This is a genomic window from Desmospora profundinema (assembly GCF_031454155.1).
Taxonomy (GTDB): Bacteria; Bacillota; Bacilli; order Thermoactinomycetales; family DSM-45169; genus Desmospora; species Desmospora profundinema.
Window position 1 is genome coordinate 172,439 of the sequence record NZ_JAVDQG010000003.1, and the last position, 14,143, is coordinate 186,581.

The following is a 14,143-nucleotide window of genomic DNA, read 5'->3' on the forward strand; positions in this document are numbered from 1 at the left end:
GGGCAGGGAAAGGGCATGCAACCCGACCCCAAACTAGGCGCGAGGTGGTGTGATGTCAAAGAACGGCAGTAAATGGGCATTCACTTCTCTGTCGGTATGTACAGCGTCGGCTTCCGTTGTGGTTGGTGGGACTCACGGATCGGCTGAGGCGGCGGAACCAGCTTTGCAGCCCCCCGTTTCCGACTTGCAGAAGGAACGGGTCGCTCATCAGGTGGTGTATCAATATTTAAATCCGATTTCATCAGTGGCCGATGGCAATTTGGCGGTGGAGACCGAAAAAAAACCGTTGATGGTTGAGGTGAAGCCGGGAGAAACGCTGTATCAAATCGGCCGTGAATATGGTGTTCCCGATGAAACGTTGGCACGCTATAATGACATTTCCGATCCCCGCCTGCTCCAGAGCGGCAGCAAAATTAAGATTCCGGTCGTGATGGAGCGAATTCGGGTAAAGGAAGGAGACACCCTTGAGTCTATTGCCGAACACCACGATGTAGGCGAAATAGCATTGAAAAAAGCCAATCCTGATCTCAAGCTGGCGGAAGATCTTTATGTAGGTCAGATTCTGACGATTCCTCAGGCTTATGAACCCGAACTGAAAGAAGAGCCGAAGCAGGAATCGGTCCAAACCGTAACGCTGTCCCGCAAAGGGCAGACCTCCCTTTCCTCTTCCGGGACACAGTCCCAAAACCGGCAGAGTATTCGTTTTCAGTGGCCAGTCACAGGCCAGATCACCAGCGGTTACGGCTGGAGAAACGGCAGCATGCATACGGGGATCGACATCTGGAATCAACAACGGGAAAATAATGTGATCAAGGCGGCTAAAGGCGGAACTGTGGTCCGGGCGGGTTATGCCGGGGGATACGGCAACTTGGTGGTACTGGATCATGGAGAAGGGTGGACCACTTACTACGCTCATTTGAGTCGAATCACGGTTGCCAAAGGCAATCGGGTGGAACAGGGGAGCGGGTTGGGATATATGGGTTCCACCGGGAATTCCACAGGGGTTCACCTTCATTTTGAGGTTCGGAAAAATGATCAGCCGATGAATCCGTTAAACGTCCTTCCTTAAAATAGAGGCACTTATTTCTAACTTCATGAGAATGCGGAAAAGGCCTCTTTCCCTCCTCTTGCGATGAAAGCCTGAACATGCTATAATGTCAAAGTGTTTGCATTGAAGCGTGTCTGGGTACGGACCGGATGGAAAAGAGGTGAGGTTTGATGAAAGCGGCGATTCATCCCGAGTACAAGAAAACCACTGTCACCTGCGCATGTGGCAACACGTTTGAGACCGGGTCGACCAAAGAAAACCTGCGCGTGGATATCTGCTCCGCATGCCATCCCTTTTTCACCGGGAAACAAAAATTGGTCAGCGCAGGCGGTCGAGTGGATCGGTTCAAGAAGAAATACAATCTGTGATCATTCAGATAGATCGTGGAAAAGAAAAACGACAGGCAAGCGAGGGACGCCATCGCTTGCCTTTCTCTGTTTGACCGCATGGAGGAGCATGATAAACATCCGATCATGAGGGTTTATCCCTTAACCCTCAAACGGTGAAGGTGATACAATATCGTTTGAGAAGATTCCTATACATACAATCGGGATACGGGGGAATCATGAAAAATGAATGATCGTCTTTCGGACGGATGGATCGAAGTTATCTGTGGAGGAATGTTTTCCGGAAAGAGCGAGGAGTTGATCCGGCGCATTCGCCGGGCCCGCATTGCCAAGCAGGAAGTGATGGTGTTTAAACCCCGGATCGATGATCGTTACCTTCGGGGTGCGATTTCCTCTCATAATGGTGTACATACGGAAGCGATATCCATTGAGCATGCGACTGAAATTCTTTCACATGTAGAAAACGGGCCTGATGTGGTGGCAGTGGACGAGGTGCAGTTTTTTGACGATTCCGTGGTGGAAGTGGCTCAAAGTTTGGCCGATCGGGGCATCCGGGTGATCTGTGCCGGGTTGGACCAGGATTTTCGCGGACGCCCATTTGGTCCCACCCCGATTCTGATGGCCGTAGCGGAATATGTAACCAAATTGCAAGCGATCTGTCTGAGGTGCGGAGGGGCGGCCAGCCGTACCCAACGGTTGATTGATGGTCGGCCGGCGGCGGAGGATCAACCGGTAATTCAAGTGGGGGCTTCCGAACAGTACGAAGCCCGCTGTCGCCATTGTCATGAGGTGACGCAACGGGAAACATTGCCGAAGAGTTTTGCACCTTCTTGACGCAAACTAAGGTCAGGGAGGTGTTTCTTTTTGTTCCTTCGTTGGTTACGGGGGACCGGTTTGGTGTTGGCGGTTTGCTGTTTGTCTGCCGCATGTGCTCCCGCCATAAACCAGGGAGGCATGGAAACGCAGATGGACGGGCATGAACCGGATCGGGCCACCTATCGGTTTGAGAGAGGGTCCTACCGTTATTTCCAGGATAATCATGAATTCGGTTTGAGAAACGCCAATCCCAACCTGGCTGTGGGAGAATGGCGAACCCCCTCTGATCCTCCCGACTCTGTTGACCGGCGGCGGATTCGCCGATCGGCCATGACCATTGACGGGGTTCGGGACGTGGATGTTGAGATATTGGGGGGACATGTAGGGGTGAAGGTGGTGCCTCAACAGGGTTATCCCGAATCCCGGTATGAGGAGTTGCAGGAAAAAGTGTTGCGGCGAATCAGTTATGAGATGCCTCGTTATGAAGTAAGGGTACGGGTTGGATGGAGTAAATGGAACCCGTTGAGCCATTTCCCTCCTTTTAGAAACCATGCTGGATAAAACAAAGCTGGAGCCCATTTCGGCTCCAGCTTTGTCATGTGAATCGATTCCCGCTCTGGGACGCGTTCGCTTCCGGTCTCGCTATGTACTCACCAGAGTACAAGTCTCGCCTGGGTCACTTTCGTTCCCCGGTCTCACTATGCGCTTTTTGCAACGAAACGCCATACCGATCCGGGCTCTTGCTCGACAATGGTTCAGTCACTCTGTTCCCAGTTTTCGCTATGAAATCTTATCACCCGCCCAGATAAACCAGTACGCCCAAGGACATATTGTATACAGCATGAACGATCATGGCGGTGGTTGTATTGTGCCGGATCCGGATCAAGCCGAGAGCGAGTCCCACGAAAAAAACGACTAAGGTGGAGAGGCTCAATCCGTAATTGCTGTGAACGACAGTAAACAGAACCGTGGTTAACAGCAAACCAAAACGGGGCTGTAATGCTCCCCGAAACAAGGCTTCCTCGCCCAAAGCGGCAGACAGCCCCAGTGTGAGGATACCCAATACGGAACCAAACAGCGGCGCAAGCAACTGTTCTGTCAACTGATCCACAGTGGGGTCGATGGGAAATCCGAGCCATTCGCCCAAATAGCTGGCGCCATGGGCGAAAAGGACCAATCCGAATCCGGCCAGGATGCCCATTCCCCACTGTCTTCCGGTGGGCCGTTCCAATCCCAACCGTTGAAACGCTTGACGCCAATCACGGCGGGTAAGCCACCCCACTCCGATCAGAGCCAAGGCAAAAAAGGTGAGCTGTTGCGCCCATAGTGTCGGGATCGATGTCGCCTGTTCCAAACCTTCGGTATTGGCCAATGTTTCGAGCCCAACGGACAGTGTGAAGAAAAAGTTTACCCAGATAAACATGCTTGCGATTAAAGCGAACGTATGGACCGGGTTGTCCGCATCCAGGGGCAAGGGTTTTGTCAGTAGCCTCCGGATTGCGGGAATTTGCAATAGGAATCCGCCGAGAGCAGGAACTGCCAAACTGAGTCCAATAAGGACGGCATTTTCCAATATGCCCATGGCCATGCGGGCTTCTTCCTCGCTGATTCCCGGCATCTCGCCGGGTTGAGCGGAACCGGCCAACAAACCTAAGAGCATTAACAGCACTCCGCCCATCAACATCAGGGCAAACGAGATCGCCAAAATAACATGCGCTGTGATGGACCACCCTTGACCTGCATTCGGCTCACCGCTTTGAACCCGGGCCTGCTGTGTTAAGTTGGCAAAAAGCATTAACAAAATGATGGGTGCAAACATCAACACGACAAATATGATTTCCACCATTAAGCAACACGTCTCCTTATGGCCAAAAGATTAAATCCTTCGGCTGATCTTAGGTGTCTGAAAAATCCGTAGCGCGAGGTCCCGGGTCGGTATGGATGTCTTCGTTTCGTTGCAAAAAGCGCAAAGGCGAACCAAAAGGCATACCGACCCTCCCTTCTTACTCACGGAAGTTTGAATGACCAGACAGTCCCTAGTTCCCTTCCCTTCTACCCATATCAATCATGTTTTCGTGAGGGAGGTTTGGCAATCCTGTGGAGTCGACTATGCCACTATAGCGAGACCGGGAACAAAGTGACCAGTACATGAAGCGAAGACGGAAAACCAAACCGACTGATCGTCAGCGTCCAGGCACAAGAAAAAACAAATCTTAAGTTAAAGGGGCATAAAAGGCTGGGAGTGTTGCGGCTCACTGGTTCGATTTTACCATTTTGTCCATGAACTTCCCACGGGGAAAACCAAATCCCTCTTTTTCTTTTTCCCATTTCCCGGGAAATGGCCTTCATCTTTTTGACGGGTTGTCGGGTGTCGCCTATAATAGTACTGTTATCCAGTCTGTACCGGTAAATACCGGAACCGGTGGAAAAGAGAGTGGGAGTGAAGCGGTGTGCTGGAGCGTTTAGAATCCATCCGGGAACGTTATCAAGAGCTGAATCGGTTGCTGAGCGATCCAAGTGTGATTGCCGATGCGGACCAACTGCGGAAATATTCTAAAGAACAAGCGGATCTGGGGCCCAAGGTGGAGGCTTACCTGGAATACAAAAACATCTTAAAGCAGCTGGAGGATGCCAAATCGATGCAGGCTGAGGAATCCGATCCGGAGTTGCTGGAAATGGTGAAAGCGGAGCTGGATGATTTAATCCGGAAAAAGAAAGAGATGGAAGATCGGATGAAAGTCCTGTTGCTGCCCAAAGATCCCAACGATGATAAGAACGTGATCGTGGAGGTGAGAGGGGCTGCTGGGGGGGAAGAAGCGGCGCTGTTTGCAGCCAGTTTGTATCGAATGTATGCCCGCTACAGTGAACGCCGGGGATGGAAGGCGGAGATTTTGGATGCTAACACCACCGGCTTGGGTGGATTCAAGGAAGTGATTTTTTCCGTCAAGGGACAGGGAGCATTCAGCCGGTTGAAGTTTGAAAGCGGAGCCCACCGCGTACAACGGGTGCCGGCTACGGAATCCGGCGGGCGCATTCACACTTCTACCGCGACGGTTGCTGTGTTGCCGGAAGCGGAAGAAGTCGAAGTGCAAATCCATGATAAGGATTTGCGAATCGATACCTTTTGCTCCAGCGGTCCCGGAGGACAAAGTGTTAACACGACTCAATCGGCGGTTCGCATCACTCATCTGCCCAGTGGAATTGTCGTTTCTTGCCAGGATGAGAAATCACAGATAAAAAATAAGGAAAAAGCGATGCGTGTCTTGCGAGCCCGTCTGTTGGACAAAACTCGGCAAGAGGAGAACGCCAAAGTAGCCGATGCCCGAAAAAGTCAGGTTGGAACCGGGGATCGAAGTGAACGGATTCGAACGTACAATTTCCCCCAAAGCCGGGTTACGGATCACCGGATCGGATTGACACTGCACAAACTGGACTTGGTGTTGGATGGGGAATTGGATGAGATTATCGATGCGTTGACGATGCAGGAGCAGGCGGAGTTATTGCAAGCGGAGTGATTACCCCGTGTTGGAGCAGATGGTTCAATCGTCGTTTTTTATTAAACCCGGGGGAACCCGGGTTTGTTTCATGATAAACATACTTACGAAGACAGCCATACCAACCCGGGACTTCGCCCTGCGGGTTGTTCAGATATGGCCTAGTCAGCAACCTTGAGTGTTTTGATGGAAGGGGTGAATGGATGACGGCTCGTGATTATTCGTTAAACAGCTTGTATCGGGACTTGGGACAACAGTTAAAACGTGCCGGGGTGGACAGCCCGTTGTTTGCGGCGGAGTGGATCTTGCGCTCGGTATTGGGATGGGATCGGTCGCGCTTTTTCATGGAGATGGACTCCTCCGTACCGGAATCGGTACGCCTGCAGGCGGAAAAATGGGTACATGCCCACAGCCGTGGTATTCCCATTCAATATTTGACCGGAGAACAGGAGTTTTTCGGACGATCCTTTTGGGTTAACCCGTCTGTCTTGATTCCCCGACCGGAGACGGAGGAGTTGGTGGAAACACTCTTCTCTGCGGCGGACTCCATCTGGGAAAATCGGTCACTTCAGGTGGCGGATCTGGGCTCCGGGAGCGGTGCCGTAGCGGTTACATTGGCTGCGGAACGGCCGCATTGGCAGGTATATGCAGTCGATGTATCCCCTGAAGCAGCGGCGGTCACCAAACGGAATGCGAAACGGCATGGTGTACGGGAGAGGATGCGGTTCCTGCAGGGGGATTGGCTGAAGCCGCTGGTGGAGAAGAAGTGGGAAGTGGACATTCTGGTGTCCAATCCGCCTTATATCCCTTCGGAGGAGATCGACGGATTAGAGACGGGGGTGAAGGATTATGAACCCCGTTTGGCACTGGACGGCGGAGCGGACGGGCTTACCCCGTATCGATCCATTGCCGATGATCTGGGAAAAGTGCTGAGGGATCCGGGTTTGGTCGCTTTTGAGATCGGAGTGGGCCAGGGAGAGGACGTAGTGGGCATACTGAAGCAGCGCTGGTCATCGAATGCGGATACGCGGATTCTGTTGGATTTGGCCGGACGGGAGCGCATGGTGTTGGCCTCGAAGGGAAGATTGCCGGATTCCTTGTAAAATAGGGTTAATCCCGGCACGGCCTGTCCATACTGGTGGATAGAACCGTTTAGGAGGTCTATCCATGAAGGTTTGGACTTATCTTTCATTGGTGGGTTTGGCAGTAGCGTCGTTTGTCTGGATGGGGGTGACGGACGGAGGAATACCGGCAAGCCAAGCGTTTCTCCCCGTAGAGATGGAAGCACAGGGAGAGCAGGCGGTTCCAGATCGTGCCATTCGGTTGCGGATTCTGGCCAACAGTGATTCCCTGCAGGATCAAGCACTGAAGCGGAATGTGCGTGATGCGGTGATCCGTGAAATGGACAACTGGTCTAAAAAACCCCGCTCAATCGAAGAGGCGCGCGACACCATCCAGAATGAACTCCCCCGCATCGAGCGATTGGCAAAAGAGACCCTGCGTGAACACGGCTCCAACCAAACCGTCAAGATTCAGTACGGAATGGTGCCTTTTCCCACTAAGCTTTACGGGGATCAAGTCTATCCCGCAGGAGAGTATGAAGCGCTTCTGATTACGATTGGTGAAGGCAAAGGGGATAATTGGTGGTGTGTATTATTCCCGCCGTTGTGTTTTGTGGATATGAGCAACGGTGATGCCGTTCCTGAATCGGAATCCGCCTTGTCCGCTCAAGCGATGGCTTCGAATCAAGCTTGGGCCGCACCCAACAAAAGAGCGGAGTCCGTGGTGGCCGAAAAAAACGCCCATGGTGAAACGGAAGTGGAGGTTCGCTGGTTTCTGCTGGAGTCCCTGGAGGGGTTTTTCTCTTCCCTGTTCGGAACCCGCTAAAAGTCCGGAGACCTGAGAAACGAAGGGACCCTGCCAAGCCTTCCGCTGTAAAATGCAGAGTGGTTACGAAATCGTCAGCAACCTCACCCGGGTAAACCGGGTTTTTCTTGTTCTATTTTCTTTTGTGTGCACATAGAGTGACAGAGAGAAAAACCTGCCCGGGAGGTGTTGGGATGTTTGCTGTACGGAAGGCAACAGTAAAGGATGCCGATTGGATTACCAGCTTGTTGCGGAATGCCCAAATCAATGACCAAGGAGTGGACGAGCATCTGGAGCAGTTTCTGGTTGTGGAGGATTCCCGTGAACCCGGGACCCGGATTGGAACGGTGGGATTGGAGATATACCGAAATAAAGGATTATTGCGCTCGTTTGTGATGGAGAGCGGATCCTGGAATGCGACGACGGGTTTGGAGTTAATCGGTGTGGTTCTTGCTCATGCTCGTCGGTTGGAATTGGACGAAGTGTATCTGATGACAAGTATTGCCCAGCCTATTTTTGAACATTTCGGGTTTGTTCTTGTCGATTGGGAGACGATCCCTGTAGAGATCCGTCAGTCGGATCACGCTCGGCGAGCGAAAGCGGAAGGAGGAGTGGCCATGGTGAACCGGCGTCTCTCCCGGCCGCGAAGCCCTGTGGTATGATACAGGTGAACCGGTATCAGGGAAAGGACGACATCCATGAACACCAGACGTTGGCAAATCGATCCCGGGGGACGCTCCCTGCCCTCATTACGGAATGATCCTGCTGTTGGAGAGGCGGCCGCGATGCTTCGAGCAGGGAAGCTGGTGGCGTTTCCCACGGAGACCGTGTATGGTTTGGGAGCGGACGCATCCGATGATTTAGCGGTACGATCCATATTCCGGGCGAAGGACCGTCCGTCGGACAATCCCTTGATTGTCCATGTGGCGGAGGAATCAGTCTTATATGATTGGATCCGAAAGATGCCGGAGACGGGGCGCCGCCTGGCGTCCGCTTTCTGGCCTGGTCCCCTCACTCTCGTCCTGGAACACCGCGGGACGTTGGCTTCGTCCGTGACGGCGGGGTTATCCACAGTCGGCGTGCGCGTTCCCTCCCATCCCGTGGCCCGGGCCCTTTTATTCCAGGCGGGAGTGCCGGTAGCGGCGCCGAGCGCCAATCGATCTGGCAAACCGAGCCCTACCTCCGCTGAACATGTATGGGGGGACTTGGCAGGCCGCATCCATGGTTTGTTGGATGGCGGCCCATCCGGAGTGGGTGTGGAATCCACCGTAGTGGATGTAACGGGGCCGACTCCCCTGCTCTTGCGACCCGGTGGGATTACACTGGATCGGTTGCAGCAAGTGACTCCTACAGTGGAAGTGGATCCCGGATTACAGGGAGGAGCAGTAGTTCCACGCTCTCCGGGCGTCAAGTACCGCCATTACGCCCCCCGTGGTGAGATGTGGGTGGTTGCCGGAAGCGGGGAAGCTCAGGTGAAACGGGTGCAGGCCCTGGCTGATGAAGGTACGGCTGCCGGGTATAAAGTAGGGATATTGACCACGGAAGAGCGGAGAAAACGGTACCGGGCAGATTGGGTCCTTCCGTGCGGACGCCGTTCGGATCCCGCCAGCGTGGCCAGGAATTTGTACCGTGTCCTGCGCTGCTTCGACGAACTGGGAGCAGAGTGGATTGTTGCGGAAGGATTTGAAGGGAAAGGCCTGTACGATTCAGTGATGAACCGTTTAAGTAAAGCGGCGGACGGACGGTTGATCGATACGAATACGAATTTATCGCCTTAGACCACCGGCCCCGAAGGGTCGGTTCTTTTTTTGTCCAACCCCGCATAGCGTCTATAGACAAGCTTCCTGGCGGGGGAGGAGTGAGGATGGAGTGGACGCTGCCCCAATGGGGGCAACTGATGACCCTGTTTATGATTGCGATTGCGATGGGGATGGATGCTTTCTCCCTCGGGATCGGAGTGGGGATGAGGGGAATCCTCCTACGGCAAGCGATTCTTGTCAGTATTACCATCGGATTTTTTCACACAGTCATGCCGTTGGCGGGCATGGTAATCGGCCGAGTGCTGGGTTTGTTTGTGGAAAAGATCGCAGTCATGGTAGGGGGCGGTCTCCTCATCTTTCTCGGGGTCAATATGCTTTATCATGCCCGGAAACAAGGGGAGGCAGGCGTACTCCGGGATCTGGCTTCTTTTTGGGGGATCTTTCTCTTTTCCGTCAGTGTCAGTCTTGACTCGTTGTCTGCCGGCTTGACGTTGGGGTTGTTTGAGGCGGACACTCTCTTGACCATGCTGTTGTTCGGCTGGATGGGCATGCTGATGGCGGGTGCGGGCCTGCTCTTGGGGCGTCGAGTGGGGGCGTGGATCGGCGGTTACGGGGAGGCTGTGGGTGGGATGATTCTCATCGGCCTCGGATTGAGGTTTTTGCTGTGATGCACGAAGCATTGGTGATGAGTGTTTTAGCGGGATTGTCCACCTTTGCAGGGACGACACTGGTGTTGCGATGGGGGGACTTTTCCCGTCGTTGGCTGTCCTTTGCGTTCTCTTTTTCGGGTGTGGTGATGATGTGGATCGCCTGTTTTGAATTGATCCCTGCGGCTGCGAGTGTCCATCCGTCTTGGTGGACGTTGGGTGTGGGCCTGGCAGGAGGGGTGGCGGTGATGTCCTGTCTGCACCGGGTGATCGACTCCCGCAATGGTGGAATCGGTGATCCCTATGGACGCTTGGGTCTGTTTTTTGCAGCTGCTATCATTGCCCACAATCTTCCGGAAGGAGCGGCGATCGGTATTGGTTACGGAACGCGATCCGACTGGGGATGGACTTTATCTTTGGCAATGATGTTTCACAATATCCCGGAAGGGATGGGCTTGGCGGCTCCGTTGCTTGCTTCCGGACGTTCCAGATGGCAGGTGGCGTGGATTAGTCTCATCGCCGGTGCATCCCTGCCCATGGGTACATGGTTGGGACTAGCGGTGGTGCAATCTCCGCAGCAAGTGGCGGCGGCGCTCTTTTTCGCAGTTACCTCCATGATTTGGGTTGTCGTTCAGGAGGTATGGCCGCAAGCATGGCGGTTAAATCGTTTGTCGGCCTGGTTCGGTCTGTTCGCCGGCTTGTTGATCGCTTTTTTCCTCCACCTTCTTCATGGGCATGGGTTCGGCCCTTAACAGGGTGGTTGGTTATAGAGGGATGCGGCGTCCGGAGCGCGGACGTTTTTTATTTTTTTAATTGGAATGTGGAGGAAGGGCTTGCATATTGACAGCTCAGCTTGAGAAAATGAAGAATATTGAACGAGTTGATGAAAAGTGGGATGGGGTCTGATCGACGGAGGGGATCGGAATGAAGCGATTCTTATTCATCTGTACAGGGAATACCTGCCGTAGTCCGATGGCGGAAGCACTGCTCCGAAAGCGGGCGGCAGAACGGGGACTTTCCCTGGAAGTAAAGTCGGCGGGGGTATCGGCACTCCCGGGGGGCGCCGCGTCTTTCCCGGCGGTAGAAGTGTTGAAAGAGAAAGGAATCGACCACAGTGATCATCGATCCCAGCCTGTTACCGCAGAGTTGCTGGATTGGGCGGATGTGGTGCTGACCATGACCCGAAGTCATCGGCAGTGGCTGATTCACTCCCATCCAATTGCAGTGGATAAAGCGTATACTTTAAAGGAGTGGATCCTGGAACGGGAAGCGGATCGGGAGCAGCGTTGGCGCAAGCGGGATCAGCTGTTGGTGGAGGTGGAGACCCGCCGTGCGATGAAAGCCCGTGCCCAAGCCGACGGGGACAAAGAGAAAGCAGCGGCACTGGATGGGGAATTGCGGGAGTTGGCCCAGCAGTTGGAGGAAGTTTCCGAAGGGCTGGATTCACTTGGAGATAACCCCGATGTAGCGGATCCCTTTGGCGGGGATACTGATCGTTACCGTAAGACTGCCGAAGAAATTGAAGCGTGGGTGAACCGGCTTGTGGATTGGGTTCAGTCACAGCAGCGAGAAGGTTGAACGTGTCATGGTAATCATAAAGGAGGCGTGGGGATGCGTGTCATTATCGGATCGGATCATGGAGGATACCGGTTGAAAGAGACCCTTAAAACCATGATGGAACAGCGCGGAATCGAAGTGGAAGACGTGGGGTGTGAATGTGAGGAGTCCGTCGACTACCCGGATTACGCGTTGCCGGTTGCTCGACGGGTGGCAGCCGGTGATTTTGATCGAGGAGTGTTGGTGTGCGGTACCGGTTTGGGCATGTCCATCGCCGCCAATAAAGTTCCGGGTGTGCGTTGTGCCGTCGTCAGCGATACGTTTTCCGCACGGATGAGCAGAGAGCATAATAATGCTAATGTATTAGCCTTGGGTGAACGGGTGGTGGGTCCCGGACTGGCTGAAATGATTTTGTCCACTTGGCTGGAGACGGATTTTGCCGGTGGGCGGCACAGCCGGCGTGTGGAAAAAATCGGAGCACTGGAGGGGAGAGAATCGCTATGAGTGCCTCCCTCGCTGAACTATCCGGTCAAGTGGTTCGGCTTACAGAAGAACTTCTCCGTGCCGCTCCATTAGATGAAAGGCACCTGTTCGTCATGGGGGTAAGTACCAGCGAGGTGGCAGGGAAACGAATCGGAACTGCTGGAAGCGACGAGATCGCCCGTGCTGTGTGGGAGGGAGCCCGTCAAGTGCAGAAACGTTACCGCTACCATCTGGCGTTTCAGTGTTGCGAACACTTGAATCGGGCACTGGTGGTGGAACGGAAAACGGCGGAAGCCTTCGCTCTGACGCCTGTGACCGCCGTACCGGTCCCCCGGGCCGGGGGTGCCATGGCGGCTTATGCCTTCCGACATTTTCAAGAAGGGGTCCTGGTGGAGTCGATTCAGGCGGATGCAGGGCTGGATATCGGGGATACATTGATCGGGATGCACATCAAACCGGTGGCGGTTCCGGTGCGTCCTTCCAAGCAGCAGGTGGGAAAGGCCCATGTCACCATGGCCAAGACACGGCCGAAGCTGATCGGCGGCGCACGGGCTGTCTATGTATTGGAAGATTGATTTTTTTCATTGGACCAGCCAAATCGGGTCCCGTTTGTTACAATAGATGAAATGAACCGAAGGCAAAAGGAGGACTTATGCATTGGAACACGTAAGACACCGAGATCCGGAAGTGGCGTCCGCCATCAGTCAGGAGTTGGGGAGACAACAGGGGAACATCGAGCTGATCGCATCGGAGAACTTTGTCAGTCGGGCAGTCTTGGAAGCGTTGGGCACCGTCCTAACCAACAAGTACGCAGAAGGCTATCCCGGTCGGCGTTATTATGGCGGCTGTGAGTTTGTAGATGTAGTGGAGGACCTGGCGCGGGATCGGGCCAAAAAACTGTTTGGAGCCGAACATGCCAACGTTCAGCCTCATTCCGGTGCCCAGGCCAACATGGGCGTCTACTTAACCGTGCTTCAGCCCGGCGACACCGTGTTGGGGATGAACTTGGCCCATGGCGGTCACTTAACCCACGGCAGCCCGGTTAACTTCTCCGGGCAATTGTACAATTTTGTCGCTTATGGAGTGGATCGTGAAACGCATCGCATCAACTATGAAGAGGTGCGTCGTCTGGCCCTGGAGCACAAACCCAAGCTGCTGGTGGCTGGAGCCAGTGCATACTCCCGCATCATCGACTTCGCCAAGCTGAAGGAGATCGCGGATGAGGCGGGCTGCCTCCTGATGGTGGACATGGCCCACATCGCCGGGCTGGTGGCCACCGGTCATCATCCCAACCCGGTCCCCCATGCGGATTTTGTTACGACGACCACTCATAAAACCCTGCGAGGTCCTCGCGGCGGTATGATTTTGTGTAAAGAGAAATATGCCAAAGCCATCGATAAATCGATCTTTCCGGGAATTCAGGGCGGCCCCTTGATGCATGTGATCGCTGCCAAGGCCGTTGCTTTTAAAGAAGCGTTGGAGGATGGTTTCAAGCAATATTCCCAACAAGTGGTGGACAATGCCGAGCGGTTGGCTTCCTCTCTTAAGAAACAAGGATTTCAGCTGATTTCGGACGGGACTGACAACCACTTGCTGCTGATCGATGTGCGGAATTTCGGGCTGACCGGGAAAACGGCGGAAGCTCTGCTGGATGACGCCGGGATTACCGCCAATAAAAACGCCATTCCCTTTGATCCGGAGAGTCCTTTTGTCACCAGCGGCATCCGCATCGGAACCGCGGCCGTCACCTCCCGCGGCATGGGGTTGGACGCGATGGAGGAGATCGCCTCGATCATGGCTCAGGTGCTGAAAAACCCGGAGGATGAACATGCCCAGCAAGAAGCGCGCCAACGGGTGGCTGCCTTGACTGCCGCCTATCCGCTCTATCCGGATCTGGAAGTGTAAGGAACAGGGAAGGAAAAGTCTTTGTTTACGTAAGGGATAAGGTGGTTAAAGCACTTTAATATAATTAAGCTTTGGTTATTACTTTAAGTCCTCTCATGATGTCAGTGTAAATAGTCTATCTAAAATAGGCTATAGCGCTGAGTAATCAGAGGGGATTTTTTATGAAATTGAAACATGCGATATTTAAATATTATAATGTTATAAATAAATTGTTGTTAAT

16 protein-coding genes are annotated in these 14,143 nt (G+C 53.7%); 15 read left to right on the plus strand and 1 reads right to left on the minus strand.

What is annotated here, in order from left to right:
• Positions 1-52: 52 nt before the first annotated feature.
• The 4 genes from JOE21_RS07185 (at position 53) to JOE21_RS07200 (ending at position 2,772) form a co-directional block, all read left to right on the plus strand.
• Positions 53-1,069 carry a peptidoglycan DD-metalloendopeptidase family protein gene (locus JOE21_RS07185; RefSeq protein ID WP_309864242.1) on the plus strand — a complete coding sequence of 339 codons (1,017 nt, stop codon included), beginning with the start codon at positions 53-55 and terminating at the stop codon, positions 1,067-1,069.
• 149 nt (positions 1,070-1,218) lie between these two features.
• The gene (gene rpmE, locus JOE21_RS07190) at positions 1,219-1,416 is read left to right on the plus strand and encodes a 50S ribosomal protein L31 (RefSeq protein ID WP_094264028.1); all 198 of its coding nucleotides are present in this window, start codon (positions 1,219-1,221) and stop codon (positions 1,414-1,416) included.
• Between the two features lie 204 nt (positions 1,417-1,620).
• Positions 1,621-2,229: a thymidine kinase gene (locus JOE21_RS07195; RefSeq protein WP_309864249.1), complete on the plus strand. Its 609-nt coding sequence runs from the start codon at positions 1,621-1,623 to the stop codon at positions 2,227-2,229.
• A gap of 30 nt (positions 2,230-2,259) precedes the next feature.
• A complete protein-coding gene (locus tag JOE21_RS07200; RefSeq protein WP_309864251.1) occupies positions 2,260-2,772 on the plus strand; it encodes a hypothetical protein in 513 nt (170 codons plus the stop codon).
• A 232-nt stretch (positions 2,773-3,004) separates the two neighbouring features.
• Here the strand turns inward: JOE21_RS07200 and JOE21_RS07205 are convergent, their stop codons facing one another.
• Positions 3,005-4,057, minus strand: a complete 1,053-nt coding sequence (locus tag JOE21_RS07205; protein WP_309864254.1) for a CPBP family intramembrane glutamic endopeptidase — start codon at positions 4,055-4,057, stop codon at positions 3,005-3,007.
• A 604-nt stretch (positions 4,058-4,661) separates the two neighbouring features.
• Here JOE21_RS07205 and prfA point away from each other — a divergent pair.
• The 11 genes from prfA (at position 4,662) to glyA (ending at position 13,923) form a co-directional block, all read left to right on the plus strand.
• The gene (prfA, locus tag JOE21_RS07210; protein ID WP_309864258.1) at positions 4,662-5,726 is read left to right on the plus strand and encodes a peptide chain release factor 1; all 1,065 of its coding nucleotides are present in this window, start codon (positions 4,662-4,664) and stop codon (positions 5,724-5,726) included.
• A 182-nt stretch (positions 5,727-5,908) separates the two neighbouring features.
• Positions 5,909-6,808 carry a peptide chain release factor N(5)-glutamine methyltransferase gene (gene prmC, locus JOE21_RS07215; protein WP_309864260.1) on the plus strand — a complete coding sequence of 300 codons (900 nt, stop codon included), beginning with the start codon at positions 5,909-5,911 and terminating at the stop codon, positions 6,806-6,808.
• A 64-nt stretch (positions 6,809-6,872) separates the two neighbouring features.
• Entirely contained in the window at positions 6,873-7,592 is a 720-nt protein-coding gene (gene spoIIR / locus JOE21_RS07220; protein WP_309864261.1) for a stage II sporulation protein R, read from the plus strand.
• 173 nt (positions 7,593-7,765) lie between these two features.
• Complete coding sequence (locus JOE21_RS07225; protein ID WP_309864263.1) at positions 7,766-8,233, plus strand: GNAT family N-acetyltransferase; 468 nt, start codon at positions 7,766-7,768, stop codon at positions 8,231-8,233.
• Positions 8,234-8,269: 36 nt separating this feature from the next.
• Positions 8,270-9,349 carry an L-threonylcarbamoyladenylate synthase gene (locus JOE21_RS07230; RefSeq protein WP_309864265.1) on the plus strand — a complete coding sequence of 360 codons (1,080 nt, stop codon included), beginning with the start codon at positions 8,270-8,272 and terminating at the stop codon, positions 9,347-9,349.
• 86 nt (positions 9,350-9,435) lie between these two features.
• Positions 9,436-9,999 (plus strand): manganese efflux pump MntP, encoded by a 564-nt coding sequence (locus tag JOE21_RS07235; RefSeq protein WP_309864267.1) that lies wholly within the window; start codon positions 9,436-9,438, stop codon positions 9,997-9,999.
• Positions 9,999-10,730, plus strand: coding sequence for a ZIP family metal transporter (locus tag JOE21_RS07240; protein ID WP_309864269.1), 732 nt, complete (start codon positions 9,999-10,001; stop codon positions 10,728-10,730). Before JOE21_RS07235 ends, JOE21_RS07240 begins: the two co-directional genes overlap by 1 nt.
• A gap of 172 nt (positions 10,731-10,902) precedes the next feature.
• The gene (locus JOE21_RS07245; RefSeq protein WP_309864271.1) at positions 10,903-11,556 is read left to right on the plus strand and encodes a low molecular weight protein arginine phosphatase; all 654 of its coding nucleotides are present in this window, start codon (positions 10,903-10,905) and stop codon (positions 11,554-11,556) included.
• Between the two features lie 33 nt (positions 11,557-11,589).
• Positions 11,590-12,039, plus strand: coding sequence for a ribose 5-phosphate isomerase B (rpiB, locus tag JOE21_RS07250; protein ID WP_309864273.1), 450 nt, complete (start codon positions 11,590-11,592; stop codon positions 12,037-12,039).
• Positions 12,036-12,593, plus strand: a complete 558-nt coding sequence (locus tag JOE21_RS07255; RefSeq protein WP_309864275.1) for a TIGR01440 family protein — start codon at positions 12,036-12,038, stop codon at positions 12,591-12,593. The genes rpiB and JOE21_RS07255 overlap by 4 nt, the downstream gene beginning before the upstream one ends.
• Positions 12,594-12,675: 82 nt before the next feature.
• Positions 12,676-13,923, plus strand: coding sequence for a serine hydroxymethyltransferase (gene glyA, locus JOE21_RS07260; RefSeq protein ID WP_309864277.1), 1,248 nt, complete (start codon positions 12,676-12,678; stop codon positions 13,921-13,923).
• The last annotated feature ends 220 nt before the right edge of the window (positions 13,924-14,143 follow it).

What these genes read in the sequence shown, in the direction of transcription:
- JOE21_RS07185 (WP_309864242.1), top strand. Translation starts at nt 53, where the DNA reads ATGTCAAAGAACGGCAGTAAATGGGCATTCACTTCTCTGTCGGTATGT.
- rpmE (WP_094264028.1), top strand. Translation starts at nt 1,219, where the DNA reads ATGAAAGCGGCGATTCATCCCGAGTACAAGAAAACCACTGTCACCTGC.
- JOE21_RS07195 (WP_309864249.1), top strand. Translation starts at nt 1,621, where the DNA reads ATGAATGATCGTCTTTCGGACGGATGGATCGAAGTTATCTGTGGAGGA.
- JOE21_RS07205 (WP_309864254.1), bottom strand. Translation starts at nt 4,057, where the DNA reads ATGGTGGAAATCATATTTGTCGTGTTGATGTTTGCACCCATCATTTTG.
- prmC (WP_309864260.1), top strand. Translation starts at nt 5,909, where the DNA reads ATGACGGCTCGTGATTATTCGTTAAACAGCTTGTATCGGGACTTGGGA.
- spoIIR (WP_309864261.1), top strand. Translation starts at nt 6,873, where the DNA reads ATGAAGGTTTGGACTTATCTTTCATTGGTGGGTTTGGCAGTAGCGTCG.
- JOE21_RS07225 (WP_309864263.1), top strand. Translation starts at nt 7,766, where the DNA reads ATGTTTGCTGTACGGAAGGCAACAGTAAAGGATGCCGATTGGATTACC.
- JOE21_RS07230 (WP_309864265.1), top strand. Translation starts at nt 8,270, where the DNA reads ATGAACACCAGACGTTGGCAAATCGATCCCGGGGGACGCTCCCTGCCC.
- JOE21_RS07235 (WP_309864267.1), top strand. Translation starts at nt 9,436, where the DNA reads ATGGAGTGGACGCTGCCCCAATGGGGGCAACTGATGACCCTGTTTATG.
- JOE21_RS07240 (WP_309864269.1), top strand. Translation starts at nt 9,999, where the DNA reads ATGCACGAAGCATTGGTGATGAGTGTTTTAGCGGGATTGTCCACCTTT.
- JOE21_RS07245 (WP_309864271.1), top strand. Translation starts at nt 10,903, where the DNA reads ATGAAGCGATTCTTATTCATCTGTACAGGGAATACCTGCCGTAGTCCG.
- rpiB (WP_309864273.1), top strand. Translation starts at nt 11,590, where the DNA reads ATGCGTGTCATTATCGGATCGGATCATGGAGGATACCGGTTGAAAGAG.
- JOE21_RS07255 (WP_309864275.1), top strand. Translation starts at nt 12,036, where the DNA reads ATGAGTGCCTCCCTCGCTGAACTATCCGGTCAAGTGGTTCGGCTTACA.